20 protein-coding genes are annotated in these 20,524 nt (G+C 64.4%); 7 read left to right on the forward strand and 13 right to left on the reverse strand.

Annotated features, from left to right (window positions below):
- Window positions 1–35 precede the first annotated feature (35 nt).
- The gene (locus AC2FMD_RS01765; RefSeq protein ID WP_496743191.1) at window positions 36–1,145 is read left to right on the forward strand and encodes a pyridoxal phosphate-dependent aminotransferase; all 1,110 of its coding nucleotides are present in this window, start codon (window positions 36–38) and stop codon (window positions 1,143–1,145) included.
- Here the strand turns inward: AC2FMD_RS01765 and AC2FMD_RS01770 are convergent.
- The 6 genes from AC2FMD_RS01770 to AC2FMD_RS01795 all read right to left on the reverse strand — a co-directional run bounded on the left by AC2FMD_RS01770 (window position 1,142) and on the right by AC2FMD_RS01795 (window position 9,952).
- On the reverse strand, window positions 1,142–2,332 hold the full coding sequence (locus tag AC2FMD_RS01770; protein ID WP_496743192.1) for a pyridoxal-phosphate-dependent aminotransferase family protein: 1,191 nt from the start codon (window positions 2,330–2,332) through the stop codon (window positions 1,142–1,144). The genes AC2FMD_RS01765 and AC2FMD_RS01770 overlap by 4 nt on opposite strands.
- 52 nt (window positions 2,333–2,384) lie before the next feature.
- Complete coding sequence (gene eda / locus AC2FMD_RS01775; RefSeq protein WP_496683347.1) at window positions 2,385–3,020, reverse strand: bifunctional 4-hydroxy-2-oxoglutarate aldolase/2-dehydro-3-deoxy-phosphogluconate aldolase; 636 nt, start codon at window positions 3,018–3,020, stop codon at window positions 2,385–2,387.
- A gap of 4 nt (window positions 3,021–3,024) precedes the next feature.
- Window positions 3,025–4,830, reverse strand: coding sequence for a phosphogluconate dehydratase (gene edd / locus AC2FMD_RS01780; RefSeq protein ID WP_496743193.1), 1,806 nt, complete (start codon window positions 4,828–4,830; stop codon window positions 3,025–3,027).
- 1 nt (window position 4,831) lies between these two features.
- On the reverse strand, window positions 4,832–6,277 hold the full coding sequence (zwf, locus tag AC2FMD_RS01785; protein ID WP_496743194.1) for a glucose-6-phosphate dehydrogenase: 1,446 nt from the start codon (window positions 6,275–6,277) through the stop codon (window positions 4,832–4,834).
- A 146-nt stretch (window positions 6,278–6,423) separates the two neighbouring features.
- A complete protein-coding gene (gene ptsP / locus AC2FMD_RS01790; protein ID WP_496683355.1) occupies window positions 6,424–8,667 on the reverse strand; it encodes a phosphoenolpyruvate--protein phosphotransferase in 2,244 nt (747 codons plus the stop codon).
- 46 nt (window positions 8,668–8,713) lie between these two features.
- On the reverse strand, window positions 8,714–9,952 hold the full coding sequence (locus AC2FMD_RS01795; protein WP_149775707.1) for an aspartate kinase: 1,239 nt from the start codon (window positions 9,950–9,952) through the stop codon (window positions 8,714–8,716).
- 166 nt (window positions 9,953–10,118) lie between these two features.
- Between AC2FMD_RS01795 and AC2FMD_RS01800 the strand changes: the two genes are divergently transcribed.
- Window positions 10,119–10,475, forward strand: a complete 357-nt coding sequence (locus AC2FMD_RS01800) for a hypothetical protein (protein ID WP_496683357.1) — start codon at window positions 10,119–10,121, stop codon at window positions 10,473–10,475.
- On the opposite strand, the gene AC2FMD_RS01805 is transcribed toward AC2FMD_RS01800, so the two are convergent.
- From AC2FMD_RS01805 to AC2FMD_RS01825, 5 genes are all read right to left on the reverse strand, one after another.
- Window positions 10,469–11,107 (reverse strand): SDR family oxidoreductase, encoded by a 639-nt coding sequence (locus tag AC2FMD_RS01805; RefSeq protein WP_496743195.1) that lies wholly within the window; start codon window positions 11,105–11,107, stop codon window positions 10,469–10,471. The genes AC2FMD_RS01800 and AC2FMD_RS01805 overlap by 7 nt on opposite strands.
- A gap of 3 nt (window positions 11,108–11,110) precedes the next feature.
- Window positions 11,111–11,557 carry a DUF1178 family protein gene (locus tag AC2FMD_RS01810; RefSeq protein ID WP_496743196.1) on the reverse strand — a complete coding sequence of 149 codons (447 nt, stop codon included), beginning with the start codon at window positions 11,555–11,557 and terminating at the stop codon, window positions 11,111–11,113.
- A gap of 51 nt (window positions 11,558–11,608) precedes the next feature.
- A complete protein-coding gene (locus tag AC2FMD_RS01815) occupies window positions 11,609–12,094 on the reverse strand; it encodes an NUDIX hydrolase (RefSeq protein WP_496713058.1) in 486 nt (161 codons plus the stop codon).
- A gap of 114 nt (window positions 12,095–12,208) precedes the next feature.
- Window positions 12,209–12,958, reverse strand: coding sequence for an EcsC family protein (locus AC2FMD_RS01820; RefSeq protein ID WP_496683365.1), 750 nt, complete (start codon window positions 12,956–12,958; stop codon window positions 12,209–12,211).
- A 54-nt stretch (window positions 12,959–13,012) separates the two neighbouring features.
- Window positions 13,013–13,507 (reverse strand): GNAT family N-acetyltransferase, encoded by a 495-nt coding sequence (locus AC2FMD_RS01825; protein ID WP_496688441.1) that lies wholly within the window; start codon window positions 13,505–13,507, stop codon window positions 13,013–13,015.
- A 72-nt stretch (window positions 13,508–13,579) separates the two neighbouring features.
- Between AC2FMD_RS01825 and AC2FMD_RS01830 the strand changes: the two genes are divergently transcribed.
- Complete coding sequence (locus AC2FMD_RS01830) at window positions 13,580–14,185, forward strand: flavin reductase family protein (protein WP_496743569.1); 606 nt, start codon at window positions 13,580–13,582, stop codon at window positions 14,183–14,185.
- Window positions 14,186–14,318: 133 nt separating this feature from the next.
- Here the strand turns inward: AC2FMD_RS01830 and AC2FMD_RS01835 are convergent, their stop codons facing one another.
- A complete protein-coding gene (locus AC2FMD_RS01835) occupies window positions 14,319–15,953 on the reverse strand; it encodes a SulP family inorganic anion transporter (protein ID WP_496688438.1) in 1,635 nt (544 codons plus the stop codon).
- 216 nt (window positions 15,954–16,169) lie between these two features.
- On the opposite strand from AC2FMD_RS01835, the gene AC2FMD_RS01840 reads away from it, so the two are divergent.
- The 4 genes from AC2FMD_RS01840 (at window position 16,170) to AC2FMD_RS01855 (ending at window position 19,030) form a co-directional block, all read left to right on the forward strand.
- Window positions 16,170–17,042 (forward strand): S-methyl-5'-thioadenosine phosphorylase, encoded by an 873-nt coding sequence (locus AC2FMD_RS01840; protein ID WP_496794588.1) that lies wholly within the window; start codon window positions 16,170–16,172, stop codon window positions 17,040–17,042.
- Between the two features lie 61 nt (window positions 17,043–17,103).
- A complete protein-coding gene (locus AC2FMD_RS01845) occupies window positions 17,104–17,733 on the forward strand; it encodes a LysE family translocator (RefSeq protein ID WP_496743567.1) in 630 nt (209 codons plus the stop codon).
- A 105-nt stretch (window positions 17,734–17,838) separates the two neighbouring features.
- On the forward strand, window positions 17,839–18,378 hold the full coding sequence (locus tag AC2FMD_RS01850; RefSeq protein ID WP_170337941.1) for an adenine phosphoribosyltransferase: 540 nt from the start codon (window positions 17,839–17,841) through the stop codon (window positions 18,376–18,378).
- A gap of 169 nt (window positions 18,379–18,547) precedes the next feature.
- Window positions 18,548–19,030 carry a fasciclin domain-containing protein gene (locus tag AC2FMD_RS01855; protein ID WP_005977763.1) on the forward strand — a complete coding sequence of 161 codons (483 nt, stop codon included), beginning with the start codon at window positions 18,548–18,550 and terminating at the stop codon, window positions 19,028–19,030.
- A 37-nt stretch (window positions 19,031–19,067) separates the two neighbouring features.
- Here the strand turns inward: AC2FMD_RS01855 and AC2FMD_RS01860 are convergent, their stop codons facing one another.
- Complete coding sequence (locus tag AC2FMD_RS01860) at window positions 19,068–20,486, reverse strand: FAD-binding oxidoreductase (protein ID WP_496743566.1); 1,419 nt, start codon at window positions 20,484–20,486, stop codon at window positions 19,068–19,070.
- Window positions 20,487–20,524: the final 38 nt, after the last annotated feature.

The raw sequence follows: 20,524 nt of genomic DNA on the forward strand, positions 1-20,524 counted from the left end.
TTGCCCCGGCCATGCCCTTGGGATTATCTGCGCCCATGACCGGACCCAGATACACCCCGCTTGCCCAATCCCTGCCTGCAACCGTGCCCTTCGTCGGCCCCGAGACGCAGGAGCGCCAGCGCGGTGCGCCCTTCGTCGCCCGGCTGGGCGCGAACGAGAGCGTGTTCGGCCCCTCGCCCCGCGCGATCGAGGCGATGCGTCAGGCCGCTGACGGCATCTGGATGTATGGCGACCCCGAGAACCACGATCTGCGCCATGCGCTGGCCCATCACCACGGGATCAACCCCGACAACATCGTGGTCGGCGAAGGCATCGACGGGCTTCTGGGCTATCTGGTGCGCCTGATGGTCGGTCCGGGCGATGCGGTCGTGACCTCGGACGGGGCCTATCCCACCTTCAACTACCACGTCGCGGGCTATGGCGGGGCGATCCACAAGGTGCCTTATGCCAACGATCACGAAGACCCGGCCGCCCTGTTCGCCAAGGCGGCCGAGGTCGGGGCCAAGCTGGTCTATCTGGCCAACCCGGACAACCCGATGGGCAGCTGGCATCGCGGCGCGGACATCGTCGCGGCGCTGGACGCCCTGCCGGACGGCTGTCTGCTGGTTTTGGACGAGGCTTACGTGGAATGCGCGCCTGACGGCACCGCCGCGCCGGTCGCGCCGGATGATCCGCGCGTGATCCGGATGCGCACCTTTTCCAAGGTTTACGGCATGGCCGGCGCGCGGGTCGGCTATGCGATCGGAGCGCCCGGGTTGATCTCGGCCTTCAACAAGGTGCGCAACCATTTCGGCATGAACCGCATGGCGCAGGCCGGGGCGCTGGCCGCCCTGCACGATCAAGACTGGCTGACGCAGGTACAGGCGCGGATAGTCTCGGCCCGCGACCGGATCGGCGCGATTGCGCGTGACAACGGGCTGAGCCGGCTGCCCTCGGCCACCAATTTCGTGGCGATCGACTGCGGGCGCGACGGAGCATTTGCCAAGGCAGTGCTGGAGGCGCTGGTGGCGCAGGGGATCTTCGTGCGGATGCCCTTTGCAGCCCCGCAGAACCGCTGCATCCGCGTCAGTTGCGGCACCGAGGCCGACCTGAACGCCTTTGCCGCCGCCCTGCCGCAGGCGCTGGCGGCAGCGCGCAACGCCTAGCCCGCCAGAACCGCCGCCGCAGCCTCGAGCGCGCCGGACCCGCGCGGGATCTCCAACGCGGCCATGGCGGTTTCGATGCCGCCCAGCAGGCCCATGACCATGTGACCGTTCAGATGGCCCATGTGGCCCAGCCGGAAACACGCGTCCTCGTCCGCCATGCCCAGCCCGATACCCAAGGTCAGGCCCAAATGCCGCTCGGTATAGCTGCGCAGGGGCGTGCCGCGACCCTCGGTCAGGCGCAGGGCGGTGACGGCATGACTGCGATGCGTGCGATCACCAACGTTCAGGTGCAGCGCCCCGCCCTCGGCCCACCTCTCGCAGGCGGCCCAGACGGCCTGTGCCAGCCGCGCATGGCGGGCCCAGACCTGCTCAATCCCTTCGGCATGGATCAGATCCAGGGCGGCGCGCAGACCATACAGGTGGTGGGTTGGCGCGGTGCCGCCGAAATACTGATAGAACCAGTCGGGCTCTGATCGTGGCTGCCAGTCCCAATAGCCCGAAACCCGCGGCATCGCGGCCCGTTTGGCCTTGGCCCGGTCGTTGAAGAACACGAAGGACATGCCCGCCGGGGTCATCAGCCCCTTCTGGCAGGCGGTGACCATGACATCGACGCCCCAGTCATCCATCTCGAAACGGTCGCAGCCCAGCGAGGCGATGCAATCCGCCATCAGCAATGCCGGGTGGTTCAGATCGTCCAGCAGCGCCCGCAGCGCCGGAATGTCGTTGCGGATCGAGCTGGACGTGTCCACATGAACCGCCAGAACCGCCTTTATCCGGTGGTTGGCATCAGCCCGCAGGGTCTGTGCAATCCGGTCCATGTCCCACGGGTTGGAAGGGCCGAAATCGATCAGGTCGACCTTCACGCCCAGACGCTCGGCCATTTCCGCCCAGCCATGGGTGAACCGCCCCGAAGCCGGAGCCAGCACGGTTTCCCCTGGCGCCAGAACGTTGGACAGTGCCGCCTCCCACGCGCCGTGGCCGTTGGCGATGTAGATCGCCACCTCGTGCCGGGTACGGGCCACGCGGCGCAGGTCGGCCGTCAGGTCGGGCATCATCTCGACCAACTCGCCGGCGTAGATATTGGGCGACGGGCGGTGCATGGCCTGCAGCACCGCGTCCGGAATCACGGAAGGGCCCGGAATGGCCAGATAACTTCGCCCTTGGGCCAAGGATATATTGTCTGTCATGTGGATCAACCTGCCTGATATGGCGCCCACCCTAGCGCCGGGTCAGGCGAGGTCAATCCATCAGCGCGGCCGCCTCACGCGCGAGGGCTTCGATCCTCGCCCACTCGCCCTGCGCCACCATCTGTTTCGGCGCGACCCAGCTGCCGCCCGCACAGATCACATTGGGCAGGGACAGGTAGTCGCGCGCGTTGGCGGGCGAAACGCCGCCTGTCGGGCAAAAGGTGATCTGCGGCAGCGGCGCGCCGATCGCCTTGAGCGCAGGCGCCCCGCCCGAAGCTTCGGCCGGGAAGAATTTCAGCATGTCATAGCCCTGCTCGAGCAGGCGCATCGCCTCGGTCGCGGTGGCCGCGCCGGGCAGCAGCGGCAGGCCCTCGGCCTCACAGGCGGCGATCAGGGCATCAGTAGCACCGGGCGATACGCCGAATTGCGCGCCGGCTTCTTTCGCGGCGCGGACATCTTCGGGCGTGACCAGTGTGCCGGCCCCCACGACCCCGCCGGGCACCTGCGCCATGGCGCGGATCGCGTCCAGCGCGGCGGGCGTGCGCAAGGTCACCTCGAGCGCGGGCAAGCCACCGGCCACCAGTGCCTCGGCCAGCGGGCGGGCATGCGCGGCGTCATCGACGACCAGAACCGGGACGATGGGCGCCAATCCGCAGATCTCGCGGGTGCGTTGGGTTTTTGCGGACATAGGATCAGGCTCCGAAAATGCTGGCACCGGCATCGGCCGAGCCGACGGCGTTGCGGAACGTGGTGAACAGGTCGCGGCCGACCCCGTATTGATGCGCCGAAAGATCGGCGGTGGCGACGGGGCGGTCCAGCACGCCGGGGGTCAGGATTTCAAGCTGACCCTGCACCGCGTCGACGCGCAGCAGGTCGCCATCGCGCAGCTTGGCGATCGGGCCGCCATCCAGCGCCTCGGGGCAGACATGGATCGCCGCGGGCACTTTGCCCGAGGCCCCCGACATGCGGCCATCGGTCACCAGAGCCACCTTCTGCCCGCGCCCCTGCAGGATCGACAGGATCGGCGTCAGCGAGTGCAGCTCTGGCATGCCATTGGCCTTGGGCCCCTGGAAGCGGACCACGACGATGACATCGCCGGTGAACTCGCCGGCCTTGAACGCGGCCTTGACCTCGTCCTGGTCGTGGAAGACGCGCACAGGGGCCTCGACCACCTGGTGTTCGGGCGCCACGGCCGAGACCTTCATCACGCCGGTACCCAGATTGCCGCTCAGGCGCGACAGGCCACCGGTGGGCTGGAACGGGTCATTGGCAGGGCGCAGGATCTTTTCGTTCAGACTGTGGCCGGCGCCGTCCTCCCAGACCAGCGCGCCATCGATCAGCTTGGGTTCCTGCGTGTAGTGATGCAGCCCCTGCCCCGCCACGGTCAGCGTGTCGGGATGCAACAGGCCTTCGTCCAGCAACGTGCCGATGGCATACCCCAGCCCGCCCGCGGCGTGGAAATGGTTCACGTCGGCCAAACCGTTGGGATAGACCCGCGCGACCAGGGGCACGACGCCCGAGATGTCCGAGAAATCCTGCCAGTCCAGCACGATACCCCCGGCACGGGCCATGGCGATCAGGTGGATCAGCAGGTTGGTCGACCCGCCCGTAGCCATCAGCCCCACGATACCGTTCACGAAAGCCCGTTCGTCGAGGATCTGGCACACTGGCGAGTAATTGTTGCCCAGCGCGCTGAGCGACAGGGCACGGCGGGCGCCTTCCTCGGTCAACGCATCGCGCAGCGGCGTGTTGGGGTTGACGAAGCTAGAGCCCGGCAGGTGCAGACCCATGAACTCCATCAACATCTGGTTGGTGTTGGCGGTGCCGTAGAAGGTGCAGGTGCCCGGCCCGTGATAGGCGGCCATTTCGGCGGCCATCAGTTCTTCGCGCGTGGCTTCGCCGGCGGCGAATTTCTGGCGCACCTTGGCCTTTTCGTCGTTGGGCAGGCCGCTGGTCATCGGGCCGGCGGGCAGGAACACCGCCGGCAGATGGCCAAAGCTCTGCGCTGCGATCACCAGCCCCGGCACGATCTTGTCGCAGACCCCCAGGAACACCGCCGCGTCAAATGTATTGTGGCTGAGCGCCACCGCCGCCGCGAGCGCGATCACGTCGCGCGAGAACAGCGACAGTTCCATCCCGGCCTCACCTTGCGTGACCCCGTCGCACATGGCCGGCACCCCGCCCGCCACCTGCGCGGTGCCGCCCGCGGCACGGGCCGCGCGCCGGATCAGTTCGGGATAGCGCTCGAACGGCTGATGCGCCGACAGCATGTCGTTATAGGCGGTGACTATGCCTAGATTGCCCACGCTGGTGGTGGCCAGCGTCTGCTGATCGGCCCCTGCCCCGGCATAGGCGTGGGCCTGGCCGCTGCAGGACAGATGCGCGCGTGCCGGCCCTTCGGACCGAGCCTGCTCCATCCGCTGCAGATAGGTGCGGCGGGGATCGGCGCTGCGCTCAATTATTCTTTGGGTGACATCGGTGATGACGTTGTGAACCATCTCAACCTCCGATCTGGCGCCAGCGGCGCCCGTCGCGATGCATCAGCATCAATGCGTCTTCCGGGCCGGAACTGCCCTGATCATAGCGCGAGGGACGGTCGCCGCGCTCTTCCCAGCCCTTGATGATGGGATCGACCCAGGCCCAGGCGGCCTCGACCTCGTCGCCGCGCATGAACAGGGTCTGGTCCCCGCGGATCACGTCCATCACCAGCCGCTCATAGGCGTCCTGCGCGCGCACATCGGCACCCAGCGCCTCGGCAAAGCTCATGTCCAGCGCCACATCCGTCAGGCGGAAGCCACCCGGGCCGGGATCCTTGATCGTGGTGCGCAGGGTGATGCCCTCGTCGGGCTGCAGGCGGATCACCAGCACGTTGCCGTGCAGCGGGCCGACATTGGGAAAGATCGTGTGCGGCGGGTCGCGGAAAAACACCGCGATTTCGGATTCACGCGCGCGCAGACGCTTGCCCGTGCGCAGATAGAACGGAACTCCCGCCCAGCGCCAGTTACCTACGCGCACCTTCAGCGCGATGTAGCTTTCGGTCAGGCTGTCAGGGTTGCCCACATGATCGACATACCCGTCGTCGCCCTTTTCCGCCCGGTACTGGCCGCGGGCGATGTCGGTCGAGGCCACAGGTTCCAGTGCTTCGATCACCTTGACCTTTTCACTGCGCACCGAGTTGGGCGAAAAGGTCGAAGGCGGCTCCATTGCAGTCAGGCACAAAAGCTGCACCAGGTGGTTCTGCACCATGTCCCGCATCGCGCCGGACTGGTCGTAATAGGCGCCACGCCCTTCGACCCCGACGGTTTCGGCCACGGTGATCTGGACATGATCCACGTGGGTCGCGTTCCACAGCGGTTCGAACAGCGAGTTGGCAAAGCGCAGCGCCATCAGGTTCTGCACCGTTTCCTTGCCTAGGTAATGGTCGATCCGATAGATCTGATGTTCTTCGAAACAGGCGCGCAAACCTTCGTTCAGCGCCTTGGCCGAGGCCAGGTCATGGCCAAAGGGTTTCTCGACCACGATGCGGCTGTCGGGCGTGGCAAGCCCGTGATCATGCAGGCGCTGCGCGATGCCGGGAAACAGTTTCGGACCGACCGACAGGTAAAAGGCGCGCACCACGTCGGGGCGCAGTGACTTGGCCAGCTTGTCCCAGCCGTTTTCGCCCAGCGCATCCACGGGCACGTATTCGACCCGGGCCAGGAACCGGTCCAGAACGTCTTTCTTGAAGGACGGCGCGAATTCCTTCATCGATTTGCGCACCTGAGCACGGAACCCGTCATCGTCCATATCCGACCGCGCGGTCCCGATGATGCGCGCATCTTCGGGCATCTGCCCCACTTCGAACCGATGGTAGAGGCCCGGCAGGATCTTGCGCTGGGCCAGATCTCCGGTCGCGCCGAACAGGACCAGATCGAATGGATCTACGGGGATTACGCGTGAAACCATGGCTGGCTCCCTTTTTCGGACAATCCGGCGCAGTCTGCAGCCAGACACCCTGTTACCGCTAACATTTGTGGCTTGGATAGAAAGACCAAGCCCAAAAAGCAAGCCCGGAATTCGCTAACGGGCCCTTTTTCGCGGCCATCATGCCTTCAGCCGTTGGCGCGCAGATACTCCATGATCGCCGGGCGCACCGATTGTTCGCCGCGATGGCGGGCGTCGGCGATGATCTTGCGGACCTCCTGCAGGTTGGACCGCAGCAGCAGGCTCTTGACCGGGCCGATCGAGGCCGGGCGCATTGACAGGGTGCGGATGCCCATCGCCGCCAGGCACAACGCCTCGATCGGGCGGCCGGCATCCTCGCCGCAGAAACTCAGCGGCGTGTCGGAAATTCCGCACCGTTCGACGATGCGCTCGATCAGGCTGAGGAAGCTGACATTCAGGGTGTCATAGCGGCGTCGCACCAGCTCGTTCTCGCGGTCGGCGGCGAAGAAGAACTGTTTCAGGTCGTTGCCACCGATCGAGATAAAATCGACCTCATCAAAGAATTTCTGGGGGGCAAAGGCCAATGACGGTGTTTCCAACATCGCCCCGATTTCAAGCGTTTCAGGCAGAACATGGCCCAGGCGCTTTTCGCGCTCGATGGTCTTGTTCACCTCCCACCGGGCCTCGCGGTATTCATCGGCTTGCGCCACGAAGGGGAACATCACCGTCAACGGTCGCCCCTCCGCGGCGCGGATCAGCGCTTGCAGCTGCATGCGCATGACCCCGCGCTTGTCCAGGCCCACGCGTATGGCGCGCCAGCCCAGCGCCGGGTTGGGCTCGGCGACATGCTTCATGTAGGGCAGCACCTTGTCCGACCCGATATCCAGCGTTCGGAATACCACGCGCTTGCCATCGGCCGAATCGAGAACGCGTTTGTACTGCGCCACCAGTTCGGACCGCTTCGGCATCTGGTTGCGGATCAGGAACTGCAATTCGGTGCGGAACAGGCCAACGCCCTCGGCCCCAGACGTTTTGAGCGACGGCAGGTCGGCCATCAGGCCGGCATTCATCACCAGGTTTATCCGCTCGCCATCCTTGGTCACGGTCGGGGTTTCACGGATCGAGGCATAGCGTTTCTGCGCTTCGGCCTGCATGGCCATCTTGTCGCGGAAGGCGCTGACCACGGTATCCTCGGGGCGCAGATGCACCACCCCCTCGTCGCCATCGACCAAAATGTGGTCGCCGTTCAAAGCCTCGGTCGTGATCCGGCCCACATGCACAACCAGCGGGATGGCCAAGGCGCGGGCGACGATGGTGGCATGACTGCCGACCGAGCCTTCCTCGAGCACGATGCCCCTCAGCGACCGACCATATTCAAGCAGATCGCCGGGGCCGATATTGCGCGCCACGAGGATCGGATCGGGCGGCATCTCCTTGCCGTTGTCGCGGCCCTGCCCCGTCAGAATGCGCAGCAGGCGGTTCGACAGATCGTCCAGATCGGCCAGCCGTTCGCGCAGATAAGGGTCGGTGACCTGGTTCATCCGAGCGCGGGCCTGCGACTGCTCCTTTTCAACCGCCGCCTCGGCGCTGAGGCCGCGGGCGATGTCCTCCTCCATCCGCCGCATCCAGCCCTTGGAATTGGCAAACATCCGATAGGCTTCCAGGACCTGCAGCTGTTCGGTATCGCCGCCCCGCGAGATTTCCAGCATCTTGTCGACGCCCACGCGCAGTTCTTCGACCGCCGCGTTCAGGCGCTCAAGCTCGCGGTGCGGATCATCGGCGATGGGGTTGGTGACCACGACGCGCGGTTCGTGCAGCCAAACATGACCTTCGGCCGACCCTTCCTGCGCGGGCCCACCCCGCAACAGCCGCGATTGCTGGTGCAACGGCGACAAGGCCGCCCCTTCGCCCACGAAGGCGCCCAGCTCGGCCATCTCGGCCAGCACCATCGCGACCACTTCCAGCGCATAGACCTCGTCGGCGGAAAACTCGCGCGCGTCGCGCGACTGCACGACCAGAACGCCCAGCTTCTGGCCCAGCCGCTGGATCGGCACGCCCAGGAACGACGAATACCGCTCCTCGCCTGTTTCCGGCATGTAGCGGAAACCCTTTTCCGAAGGCGCATCGGCTGTATTGATCACCTTGCCGAACTTGGCCACGCGCCCCACCAGGCCCTCGCCCAGTCGCATGCGGGTCTGGTGCACAGCTTCAGGGGCAAGCCCTTCGGTCGCGCAGAGTTCAAGGGTTTCGTCGTCGCGGAACAGGTAGATCGAGCACACCTCGCACCGCATGCTGTCCGCGATCAGGTGCGTGATCCGGTCAAGACGCTCCTGACCGGCCGCCTCGCTTGCCATCTCCTCGCGCAGCCGCCCCAGCAGCTTGCGGGATTCCGTTTCCATTCCGTCTGCCATCGCCCGGTCTATCCTGCGGTGTCAGGCGGGACCTTGGCCGAAACGCTCAGGCCGCCTTGTCCAGTTCAAAGGCATCATGCAGCGCCTGAACGGCAAGTTCCATGTATTTCCGGTCGATCAGCACGGAAATCTTGATCTCGGAGGTTGTAATGACCTTGATGTTGATCCCCTCATCCGAGAGTACCTTGAACATCTTGGCCGCCACGCCCGACTGCGAGCGCATGCCGATGCCCACCACCGAAACCTTGGCCACATCGGTATCGGCGACCAGTTCGGCATAGTTCAGATCACCACGCTCCTTGACCGCCAGCAGCGCCTTTTCGGCGCGCGCCACCTGGTTGGTGGGGCAGGAAAAGGTCATGTCCGTGCGCCCCTCGTCCGAGATGTTCTGCACGATCATGTCGACATTGATCCCCTCATCGCTGAGCGCGTTGAAGATGATCGCGGCGATGCCGGGGCGGTCGGCGACCGACACGACTGTCATCTTGGCCTCGTCCCGCGAATAGGCCACACCCGAGACTACATTGGATTCCATGATTTCCTCCTCGTCGACGACCAGGGTTCCGGCCTCGTCGGACTGTTCCTCGAAGCTCGAGAGAACACGCAGTTTCACCTTGTACCGCATCGCCAGCTCGACCGAGCGGGTCTGCAGCACCTTGGCCCCCAACGAGGCCAGTTCGAGCATTTCCTCGAACGAGATCTTGTCCAGCTTGCGCGCCTTCTCGCAGATGCGCGGATCGGTGGTATAGACGCCATCCACATCCGTGTAGATGTCGCAGCGTTCGGCGTCGAAGGCCGCGGCAAAAGCCACTGCGGTGGTGTCCGAGCCACCCCGACCCAACGTGGTGATCCGCCCCTCGGGGCTGAGGCCTTGAAAACCCGCCACCACGGCGACCTTCATGCCCTCGCCGAACTTCTGGTTGATGTTGTCGGTCGGAATGTCCAGGATCCGCGCCGCCGAATGGGCGCCATCGGTCAGCAGCGGCACCTGCCAGCCCTGCCAACTGCGGGCGGGGATGTCCATTTCCTGCAAGGTCAGTGCCATTAGACCGGCGGTGACATTCTCGCCCGAGGAAACTACGGCATCATATTCGCGCGCGTCATACAGCGGCGAGATCTCGTCAACCCAGCCTACCAGTTCGTTGGTCTTGCCCGACATGGCCGACACGATGACGATGACGTCATAGCCCTTGGCCACTTCGACGCCGATGCGCTTGGCCGCGCGGCGGATGCGGTCGAGGTTGGCGACGGATGTGCCGCCGAATTTCATCACGAGTACGGGCATGGGGGCAAATGTCTCCGCGCCTTGGATTTCCGGTCCCGTGCGTCTTATGCGAGGGGACCCGATAGGGCAAGAGTGCAAAGGGGCGCGCCCTGCGGCGCGCGGCCGCTTTACAACCGGTGCCGGCAATGCCAGCGTGGGATCAGCCGTTTACACCATGAGGTTTTTCATGCTGCGTTTCGTTTCCGCCCTTGCCCTGATGTCCACACCTGCGGTGGCCCAGGTGGCCACCCTGTCCGGCACGGATGGTCAAAACGCCTTGGGAACCGTGCCTTGCACCGCCCTGTCCGGCCAACCCCTGCAAAGCTGCCCGGCCGAGTTGCGCCGTAAAGAGGACGGAACCGCCACGCTGGCGGTACAACTGCCCACTGGCGAGGTGCGCCGCATCTATTTCACCGATGGAAAGCCGGATTCCAGCAGCGCAACCGCACAGATCACGTCGGAAACTCGCGGCGATATTCTGGTGATCTTCATCGATCCCGGTGAAGTCTACGAGATTCCCAAAGCAGCGCTGGCAGCTCAGTAAGGATGCGCCTGCCCATCCCACGTTTCGAAACATCCGGTGGTATCCAGGCTTAGCGCCTTGAAACGCTCAGCCAGCCCGGCAACGGCCTGTGAGACGGTGATGTCGGCGGCCTGACCGCCCATGTCCGTCCGCACCCATCCGGGGTGATAGATACCGACGGCGATGCCGTCCCGCTTCAGATCGACCGCCAGGTTGCGCCCGAGATTCAGCGCGGCGGCCTTTGAAGCACGATAGATATAACTCCCTCCTGGCGCCCGTGTGTGCGAGGCCATCTGCGACGAGATGATCGCGATCTTGCCGCGGGCGGCCCGCAGATTGGGCAGCAGGGCCTGAATAGTCAGAAACACGCCGGTCACATTGGCGGCGAAGGTCTGGGCCCACATCTCGGCCGGATAGCCCTCGATCGTCTGGCCCTTGTCCAGATAGACGCCCGCGTTGCACACCAGCAGGTCAACCGGTTGCCCGTGCAGCGCGCGCGCCATAGCCGCATGATCGGCCGGATTGGTCACGTCCAGTTTGACCTTGGCACTGCCATCGCGGGCGGTGCCGGTGACTTGGTGGCCCTGCCCTTTGTAGAGATCGGCCAGAGCCCGTCCGATCCCCCGATTGGCGCCGGTGATCAGAACATGCATCGCTCAGTTCGTCTTTCGGCTGGGCACGAAAGGCAGAGGCGCCACCGGCACACCATCTTCGATCAGCGCCTTCGCCTCCTCCAACCTGGCCTCGCCATATATGGGACGCTCGGGTGCTTCGCCCAGATGAATCTTGCGAGCCTCGCGCGCGAAATCCCGCCCGACGTAGTCGGAGTTGGCCTCGACCTTGGTGCGCAGCTCTTTCAGAACGCGTTCGATTTCGACACGGGACGGAGCTGCGCCAGGGTCGGGGGCGGATCGCGGCATTTGGGATTCGGCCGTGCGCCCTGTTTGCACGCGAGGCGTCATGATCGCTTTTTCAACAGACGTGCAGCCGCATTGCGCGCAGGATACCATGCCCGCCTTGGCGAGCTTGTCATAGGCATCGGCCGACTGGAACCAGCTGTCGAACCCGTGACCGTTGCTGCATTTCAGGGCGTATTGAATCATCTTGCGTCCCAAAAGTCGGTTGTTGAATAGATACCGTCAGACATGGCGATATCAAGCCTTTCTCGCTGAGCCACGGGCCTCAGCAGGCGAAAAGCCCCGGAGCAATGCGGACAGGTCCCGCCCGGAAACCCTGTCGGCCCCCTCGTCCAGCTTGAACCATGCCCTGCGCCGCTGACCGGCCTCGGGGAAAATTTCGGCCACCTCGGTGACCCGCAGAGGGAAGACGTCGACCAGACACATCACGCGCCCCAGCCGCTTGTGGTGCTTGGCATGGGCGAAACTTCCGATACGCCGGGTGTCGCAATGGCCGGTCGCGCCGGCCTCTTCCCAAGCCTCGCGCGCGGCGGACTCCGCGTCGCTCAGCCCGGTTATTGCCCAACCCTTGGGAATGATCCAGCGGCCGGACCCGCGCGTAGATATCAACAGAACTTCAAGCCCTGCCTGCGTCTGTCGATGGCACAAGGCCGCCACTTGCCGAATGACCGGCAGTGGCTCGGAGGCGAATGCGCCGTCCGACGAAATCCCGGCGTCTTTCACGTTCAGCATCCTCTCGACAGGCCTCATTTTCCTGCTAAACCGCCCGCTTGTCCCGCAGGTCGGTCAGTTTCAAACTACCACTTCGGGCGGAATTGTCCAATTTGGGGCGATCTGTCACCCAATTATGCGGCGCTCCAGCCGCTGAACCAGATCTTCATGTGGAATGTCGGCGTCGACGGCCAACCGACGCAGGCCGAAGTGAACCCGGGCGATCTGCTGGTAATAACGGGAATAGACATAGTTGATGCCGCCCCCGGCAACGGCCCCAAGCACCGGCAGGGTCTGCGCGGCCAATTTCTGACCAAGCGCCACCGACAGTCTGGGCGCAACGGCCGCGATCAGCTTTTGTATCGCCGGGCCGGTCAATGTCAGGCGCACCGAGAAGAAACCCAGGTCGGCGCCATCGTCATGCGACAGCGGGCCGGCGGCGGACAGAACCCGCACGCAGTCGAACTTGACGTTTTCGGCCGATGGATCGAACCCCTCGCGGGCGGCAGCCCCCTGGATCGCACGCAACAGCATGGTCGTCGTGACCGGCAGTTCGATCAGCGCGGTGGTCAAGCCACCCGTACCGCCAACTGCGCCCATGGTGGTGGCGACGATCGTGTTGACCCACGGCTCTTGATCCGGAACTGCGCGCCGCGATCCGTTCGCCGCACGGACGGCCACCCACAGCGCCTGTTCGGTGGCCCCCGTCAGACCCGATCGAACCGGAACTGGCAATTGCTCGAGCAATGATTCCGCCGATCCGCCCATGCGGTTCAGAAACTTCACGCCGGCGCCCCCTGCGTCGCGATAGTATCCCGCAAGTCGGTCAAGCTCGGCTTCGGGGTCAGGGCGCTGCACTCGCAAAATATCGTGCATCCGGTCTCCTCCTGCCCCCGAAAGATCGGCATCAGCGCGCGCGCTTTCAATAGGTCAGCGTGTCCAACGCGTGACTTCTCCGCCTATTCCCTTCCAGGCGCCGGGCGCCAAATCCAGGCCAAGCACACGATCCGGGTTGGTTGGCGGCGGCATCTCTACCCCCTCGAGCCGGGCAAACCCAAAGCGTGAATAGTAGGGCGCGTCACCGACCAGCATGACCCGCTCCCACCCTTTGGCCCGCCCCGCTTCGATGCCTTCACGGATCAGAAAACCACCCAACCCTTCGCCCTGGTGGGTCGGGTGGACGGCCACGGGCCCCAGCAAAAGCGCATCGTGTGCGCCAACATGAACGGGCCAGAATCGGATGGCCCCGGCCAATATCCCCTGCCCGTCGCGAGCCACCATCGACAGCCCTGACACTGGCGGAACATCGTCGCGCAAGCGATAGGACGACAGCGCCTCGCGCCCCGGCGCAAAGCACAGGTCGTAGAGGGCTTCGACTTCCCACCAATCCTCCGGCTCTTCCGGCCTGATCCCGAACTGCTGCACCGCGGCCCTCTTTTCGACTCTGGAAATCGCCCTAGCACTTCGCTAGGCCTTGAGCAAACGCTTGGAGATCAGATGTTCTATCGCCCCGAAGACGGTCACGGATTGCCGCACAACCCGTTCAACGCCATCATCACGCCGCGCCCGATCGGATGGATCTCGACCCGCGGCGCGGATGGGATCAACAACCTGGCGCCCTATTCGTTCTTCAACGGGGTCGCCTATACACCTCCGCAGGTGATGTTCGCCTCCACCGGCGCAAAGCACGACCAAGACAGCGGAAAGGACAGCATCGCCAATATCGAGGCGACCGGGGTCTTTTGCGTCAACGTGGTGGCCCACGCCCATCGGGATGCGATGAACGCAAGCTCGGCCAGCCTTCCGAAAGAGGTGGACGAGTTCGCCCACGCCGGCTTGACACCGGTGGAATGCGAAACCATCCCATGCGCCCGCATCGAAGGCGCCCCTGCCGCGCTGGAATGCAAACTGACCCAGATCGTCACGTTGCCTGGCCAAGCCAACCGGGTGGTTTTCGGAGAGGTCATCGGCGTACACCTGCGCGATGACTGCCTGAAGGAGGGCAAGTTCGACGTCACCACCTTTCAACCATTGTCGCGGCTTGGCTATCGCGACTATTCGGTGGTTACGGAATTGTTTTCCCTCAATCGTCCAGACGATTGAGCCGGGTTTGGGGGCTCTGCCCCCGCCGCGCTGTTCGCGACTCCCCCGGGATATTTACAGCCAGATGAAGAACGCGCGAGTCCTTCATCTGGCCAAAAATATCCCGGAGCGCGAGGCAGAGCCTCGGATTTCCTCAGTGGCCGCCCAGAATGCCGGTTCGAACAGAATAGTCGACCGCAAGGCCGTAATCCGGGTCATCGTCGCTGTCGACCATCAGGTGACCCGCTTTCTTGAGCAGCTTGTGACAGTCGCGGCTGAGATGGCGCAGCATGACACGCTTGCCTGCCGCCTCGTATTTCGCGGCGACGTTTTCGATGGCCTGCAGGGCCGATTGGTCAACCACTCGGCTGTCGGCAAAGTCCACGATCACCGTTTCCGGGTCGTTTTGGACATCGAACAATTCAACAAACCCCTCGGACGAGCCAAAGAACAACGGGCCCTTGATCTCGTAGACCTTGGCGCCTTTCTCGGTTTCGGAGTCGCGGGTGACCGCGTGGATGCGCTTGGCGTTGTTCCAGGCATAGGCCAGCGCCGAAACGATCACACCGACCACGACGGCCACGGCGAGGTCTTCCATCACGGTGACGACGGTGACCAGAACGATGACGAAGGCGTCGGTCAGCGGTACCTTGCGCAGGATGTTGAACGAGTTCCAGGCGAAGGTGCCGATCACCACCATGAACATCACGCCAACCAGCGCGGCCAGCGGGATCTGTTCGATCAGAGGCGAACCGACAAGGATGAACACCAGCAGGAACAGCGCGGCAGCGATCCCCGCGATGCGCGTGCGGCCGCCGGACTTCACGTTGATCATCGACTGCCCGATCATCGCACAGCCGCCCATGCCGCCAAAGAACCCGGTCACGACGTTGGCGGTGCCCTGCGCGATGCATTCCTGCGATGCACCGCCGCGCTTGCCGGTAATCTCGCCCACCAGGTTCAGCGTCAGCAGAGATTCGATCAGGCCGATGGCGGCCAGGATCACGGCGTAGGGCAGGATGATTTCGAAGGTCTCCCAGTTCAGCGGGACCATGGGGATATGGAATTTCGGCAGTCCGCCCTCGATCGAGGCCAGGTCACCGACGCGCGGGACATCCAGCCCCATGCCAATCACCAACGCGGCAACCACGACGATGCCCGCCAGCGGCGCTGGCACGATGCGCGTGATGCGCGGCATCACCCAGATCACCGCCATGGTCAGCGCGACCAGCCCCAGCATCGTATAGAGTTGCATCCCGGACAGCCATTCACCGCCGCTCATGCCGTGGCCAGTGTTTTCCATCGTGCCCGGCACCTTGAACTGGCCCAGTTGCGCCAGAAAGATTACGATGGCCAGGCCGTTGACAAAGCCCAGCATCACCGGATGCGGCACCAGTCGGATGAACCGGCCCCAGTGCATGGCCCCCGCGATGATCTGCAGAATGCCCATCAAGACCACCGTGGCGAACAGGTATTCGACCCCGTGCTGCGCCACCAGCGCCACCATGACGACCGCCAGCGCACCGGTTGCGCCCGAGATCATACCCGGACGGCCCCCAATCAGCGCGGTGATCAGCCCCACCAGGAACGCCGCGTAGAGGCCCACCAGAGGATGAACCCCGGCGACGAAGGCAAAGGCCACCGCTTCGGGCACCAAAGCCAGGGCGACGGTCAGGCCCGACAGAAGCTCGATCCGCAGGCGGGCGGGGGTCAGCTTTTCGTCCGGCATCCAGCTCAGATCGGGAATAGCGAGGCGATTGGCAAAGCTTGCCAGCAAGGCTCGGGGCATGAAATGGTCCTGTGGGTCAGAATGTTCGCGCGAAGGCGGTCGTATACCCGCCTTCGGCGCTGTCTGCTAGCCCATCGATGGCAGGCTGTCATGCAAAAACTGCAAGGCCGCGCGCCTTTTGGCCCCTGTGGGGCGCAAAAACACCGGCAAACCTTGCCAAATGCCCGATGAGACCGCAGAAATTCCCACAGGCAGGTATCGCAGTGGAGAACGAACGTGGCCCAGACGAAGATTGCCGTCATCGGCGGATCGGGAATTTATGACATCGATGGGCTGGAAACGCCGCAATGGGTTACCGTGGAAACGCCCTGGGGCGCGCCGTCCGACCAGATCCTGACCGGGACATTGAACGGCATAGGGATGGCCTTTCTGCCCCGCCACGGGCGCGGGCATGTGCATTCACCGACCGAGGTGCCCTATCGCGCCAATATCGACGCGCTGAAGCGGCTGGGGGTGACCGACGTGATCTCGGTTTCGGCCTGCGGGTCCTTCCGCGAGCACATGGCGCCGGGAGATTTCGTGGTCGTCGATCAGTTCATCGACCGCACCTTCGCCCGCGAGAAAAGCTTTTTCAGCACCGGCTGCGTCGCCCATGTCAGCGTGGCCCATCCAACCTGCCCGCGCCTGGGCGATGCCTGTGAATCCGCCGCCCGGGCGGTCGGTATCACCGTGCACCGTGGCGGCACCTACCTCGCGATGGAAGGGCCGCAATTCTCGACGCTGGCGGAATCGAAGATGTACCGCGAGCAGTGGGGCTGCGACGTGATCGGCATGACCAACATGCCCGAGGCCAAACTGGCCCGCGAGGCCGAGCTTTGCTACGCCTCGGTAGCGATGGTTACCGACTATGACAGCTGGCACCCCGATCACGGCGAGGTGGACGTGACCGCGATCATCGCGACGCTGACCGGTAATGCCGAGAAGGCGCGCGCGTTGGTCAAAGGCCTGCCCGCCCTGCTGGGAGCAGACCGCGCGCCCTGCCCGCATGGCTGCGACCGGGCGCTGGACCACGCGATTTTGACAGCTCCGGAAAAGCGCGACCCGCTATTGCTGGCCAAGCTGGATGCGGTGGCAGGCCGGGTGTTATGAGTGGCCCTTTAGGCCGAGTGTTTTTTCAGGCTTGCTGCGGCGGATCTAACTGAGGTGCGTGATGGATCTTGAACTTTGGCTGGCCTTCGTCGCCGCCTCGACCGCCCTTCTGCTGATCCCGGGACCGACGGTTCTGTTGGTGCTGAGCTATGCGCTGTCCAAAGGGCGCAGCGTGGCCGTGGCCTCGGCCACAGGGGTTGCGCTGGGGGACCTGATCGCCATGACCGCGTCGTTGCTGGGGCTTGGGGCACTGGTGCTAGCGTCGGCCACCCTGTTTTCGGTGCTGAAATGGGTGGGCGCCGCATATCTCGTCTGGCTGGGCATCAAGCTGCTGCGCAGTGCGCCGTCCGGCGGTATGCAGGCGGTTGCTACCAAGCGCGCCGTCACCGCGCGCGGCGTGTTCGGCCATGCGGCCGCTGTCACTGCGCTGAACCCCAAATCCATCGCTTTCTTCATCGCCTTCGTGCCGCAATTCCTGCGCCCGGCCGAGCCGTTGGGCTCGCAATTCGCCATTTTGATCGCCACTTTCGTGGGATTGGCCGGGCTGAACGCCCTGGCCTATGCGCTGCTGGCCGACCGGCTGCGCCGCGTAATCGGCCGCCCCGGCATCATCACCGGCATGACCCGTTTCGGAGGACTGACCCTGATCGGAATGGGCGTGGCCACGGCGGTACTGCGCCGCCCGGCCTGAGCCGCCCCCTCCGCAGCAAAAACGCGCAGGCCGGCAACTGCCGCTTGCATGACTGGCCGCGATGCGCCAAACACCGCCGTGTTCTGACGCAAGAAGGGTCACCCCATGTCCAGAAGCAAAACGGTCAAGGATTACATTCGGACCATCGTCGATTTCCCCCACGAAGGGATCATGTTCCGCGACGTGACGACCCTGTTTGCCGATCCGCGTGGGTTTCGCATGGCCATCGATCAGATGCTGCACCCCTATGCCGGCGAACGCATCGACAAGGTTGTGGGGCTCGAGGCGCGTGGCTTCATCCTGGGGGGCGCGATCGCGCACCAGCTGAGTGTCGGCTTCGTTCCGATCCGCAAGAAGGGCAAACTGCCGGGCACCACGATCAGCGAGGAATACAAGCTGGAATACGGCGAGGCTATCGTCGAGATCCACGATGACGCGATCCAGCCCGGCGAAAAGGTTTTGGTGGTCGATGACCTACTCGCCACCGGCGGCACTGCTGCGGCAGGCATCAAGCTGATCGAACGTCTGGGCGGTGAAATCGTAAGCTGCGCCTTCATCATCGACCTGCCCGAGCTGGGTGGGCGGAAGGTGCTGGAGGAGATGGGCATGGACGTCCATGTCCTGTGCGAATTCGAAGGGCTGTGAACAGACAACAGTCACGATTTCGTGACTTGCCGCTGGAAACACCGCGCGCTTAGCGCAGGGTCGTTCGTTTTCCAGTCGGTTTTTTGCCGCCGACGTATGATCCCTTCCCGGCCTGTCGCCGTATCGCCCCTGATGTCGCCGATGACATCCTCAACAAGGGAAGTAGATCATGTTTCGCAAATTCGCTGTTGCCGGCGTCGCCAGTATCCTGTTTTCGACCGCTGCCATGGCCGACGGCCACGGCAAGGACATCGTGGACACCGCTGTAAGCGCCGGCAGTTTCAACACTCTGGTCGCAGCCGTACAGGCGGCCGAGTTGGTTGACACGCTGAAGGGCGAAGGCCCCTTCACCGTTTTCGCGCCCACCGATGAGGCATTTGCCGCTCTGCCCGAAGGCACCGTGGAAACGCTTCTGAAGCCCGAGAACAAGGATCAGCTTGTGGCGATCCTCACCTACCACGTGGTTCCGGGCAAGGTGATGTCGGGTGATCTGTCCGACGACATGACTGCCGCCACCGTTCAGGGTGGAGAGATCACAATCGACCTCGACAACGGTGTCATGGTCAATGACGCAAATGTCGTTCAGGCAGATATCGAAACCAGCAATGGCGTGATCCACGTCATCGACAAGGTTATCCTGCCCGCATCGTAACGGATTGGTAGTTGCGGCCCGGCGCACCGGGCCGCACTCACGCATCTGACAGAACGGCGCCCGGGTTCATTATGCCGAGCGGGTCCAAAGCAGCCTTTATGGCGCGCATCGCCGACAGTTTGGCCGGATCACCATAGCGTTCCAGATCGCCGGTCTTCAGACGGCCCACCCCATGCTCGGCACTGACCGATCCTTCAAATTCATGCACCAGGTCATGAACCGCGCGCTTGATCGCGGCGCGCCGGTCATCGAACTCACCCCGGTCGCGGCCTCTGGGCGGGAAGACGTTGTAGTGCAGGTTGCCGTCCCCCAAATGACCAAAACAGTTCACCCGGAACGGTCCGAGGGCCGCAATCGCCTTGCCACCTTGGCGGATGAAGTCGGGGATCCGCGAAATCGGAACCGAGATATCATGGCTGGACACCGAACCGATCAACCGGTTCGCCTCGGGGATACGTTCGCGCACCGACCACAGCGCGTCGCGCTGCGCGGCGCTCTGGGCGATGACGCCGTCTGACACCAGACTGCGGGCCTCGGCAGCGACGAACAAGGACTCCAGCGCCGCCTCGGGCTCGTGCCCGGTCGGCAATCCCAGCTCGATCAGGACTGACCATTCCGGCGGTGTGTCAAAGGGTTGCCGCACGTCCGGCAAGACCTCTGCCAGAAAATCCAGCCCCTGTCTGTGGATCAGTTCGAACGCGCTGACGGTTTCGCCCAGATGGTCCCGGGCCAGGGCCAGCAGGTCGATCGCCGCTTCGGGGCTGGTCACCTGAAAGATCGCCGTGCCCAGCCCGGCAGGACGCGAGAACAGCTTGAGCGAGGCGGCGGTGATGACCCCCAGCGTGCCCTCGGATCCGATCAGCAGGTTGCGCAAGTCATAGCCGGTGTTGTCCTTGCGCAGCCGCCCCAGCCCGTGCCAGATGTCCCCGTTGGGCAGAACCGCTTCGAGCCCCAAGCACAGATCCCGCGCGTTGCCATAGCGCAGGACGTTCAAGCCCCCGGCATTGGTGGCCAGGTTTCCCCCGATCCGGCAGGACCCCTGCGCCGCCAGCGACAGCGGAAACAGCCGGTTGGCCGTCCCGGCCGCGGCCTGAATGTCGGCCAGCACCGCGCCAGCCTCGGCGATCAGGATGTTTTCGGTTGGGTAAACGGCCCGTATCGCGCGCATCCGCTCGAGCGACAGGATCAGGGGCGCGGGGCCATCCGCCATGACCTGCCCGCCCACAAGGCCAGTGCCGCCACCGTATGGCACCACCGGCACGCGGGCCTCGGACGCCAACCGCACCAAGGCTGCGACCTGCTCAACCGTGCGAGGCAAGGCCAGCAGACCCGCATGCCCGGCAAAGCGGCTGCGCGGCTCTTCCAGATAACGCGGCTCGACCGAGCGCAGAATATCGTCACCCAGGCAGGCGCGGATGGTTTCGGCAAAGGTTTCGTCGGCAGGGTTCAAATGCATGCCCTCTGCATGCCCAAGCCTGCGGCGGACGGCAAGGC

Source organism: Ruegeria sp. BHSC276, from assembly GCF_059612945.1.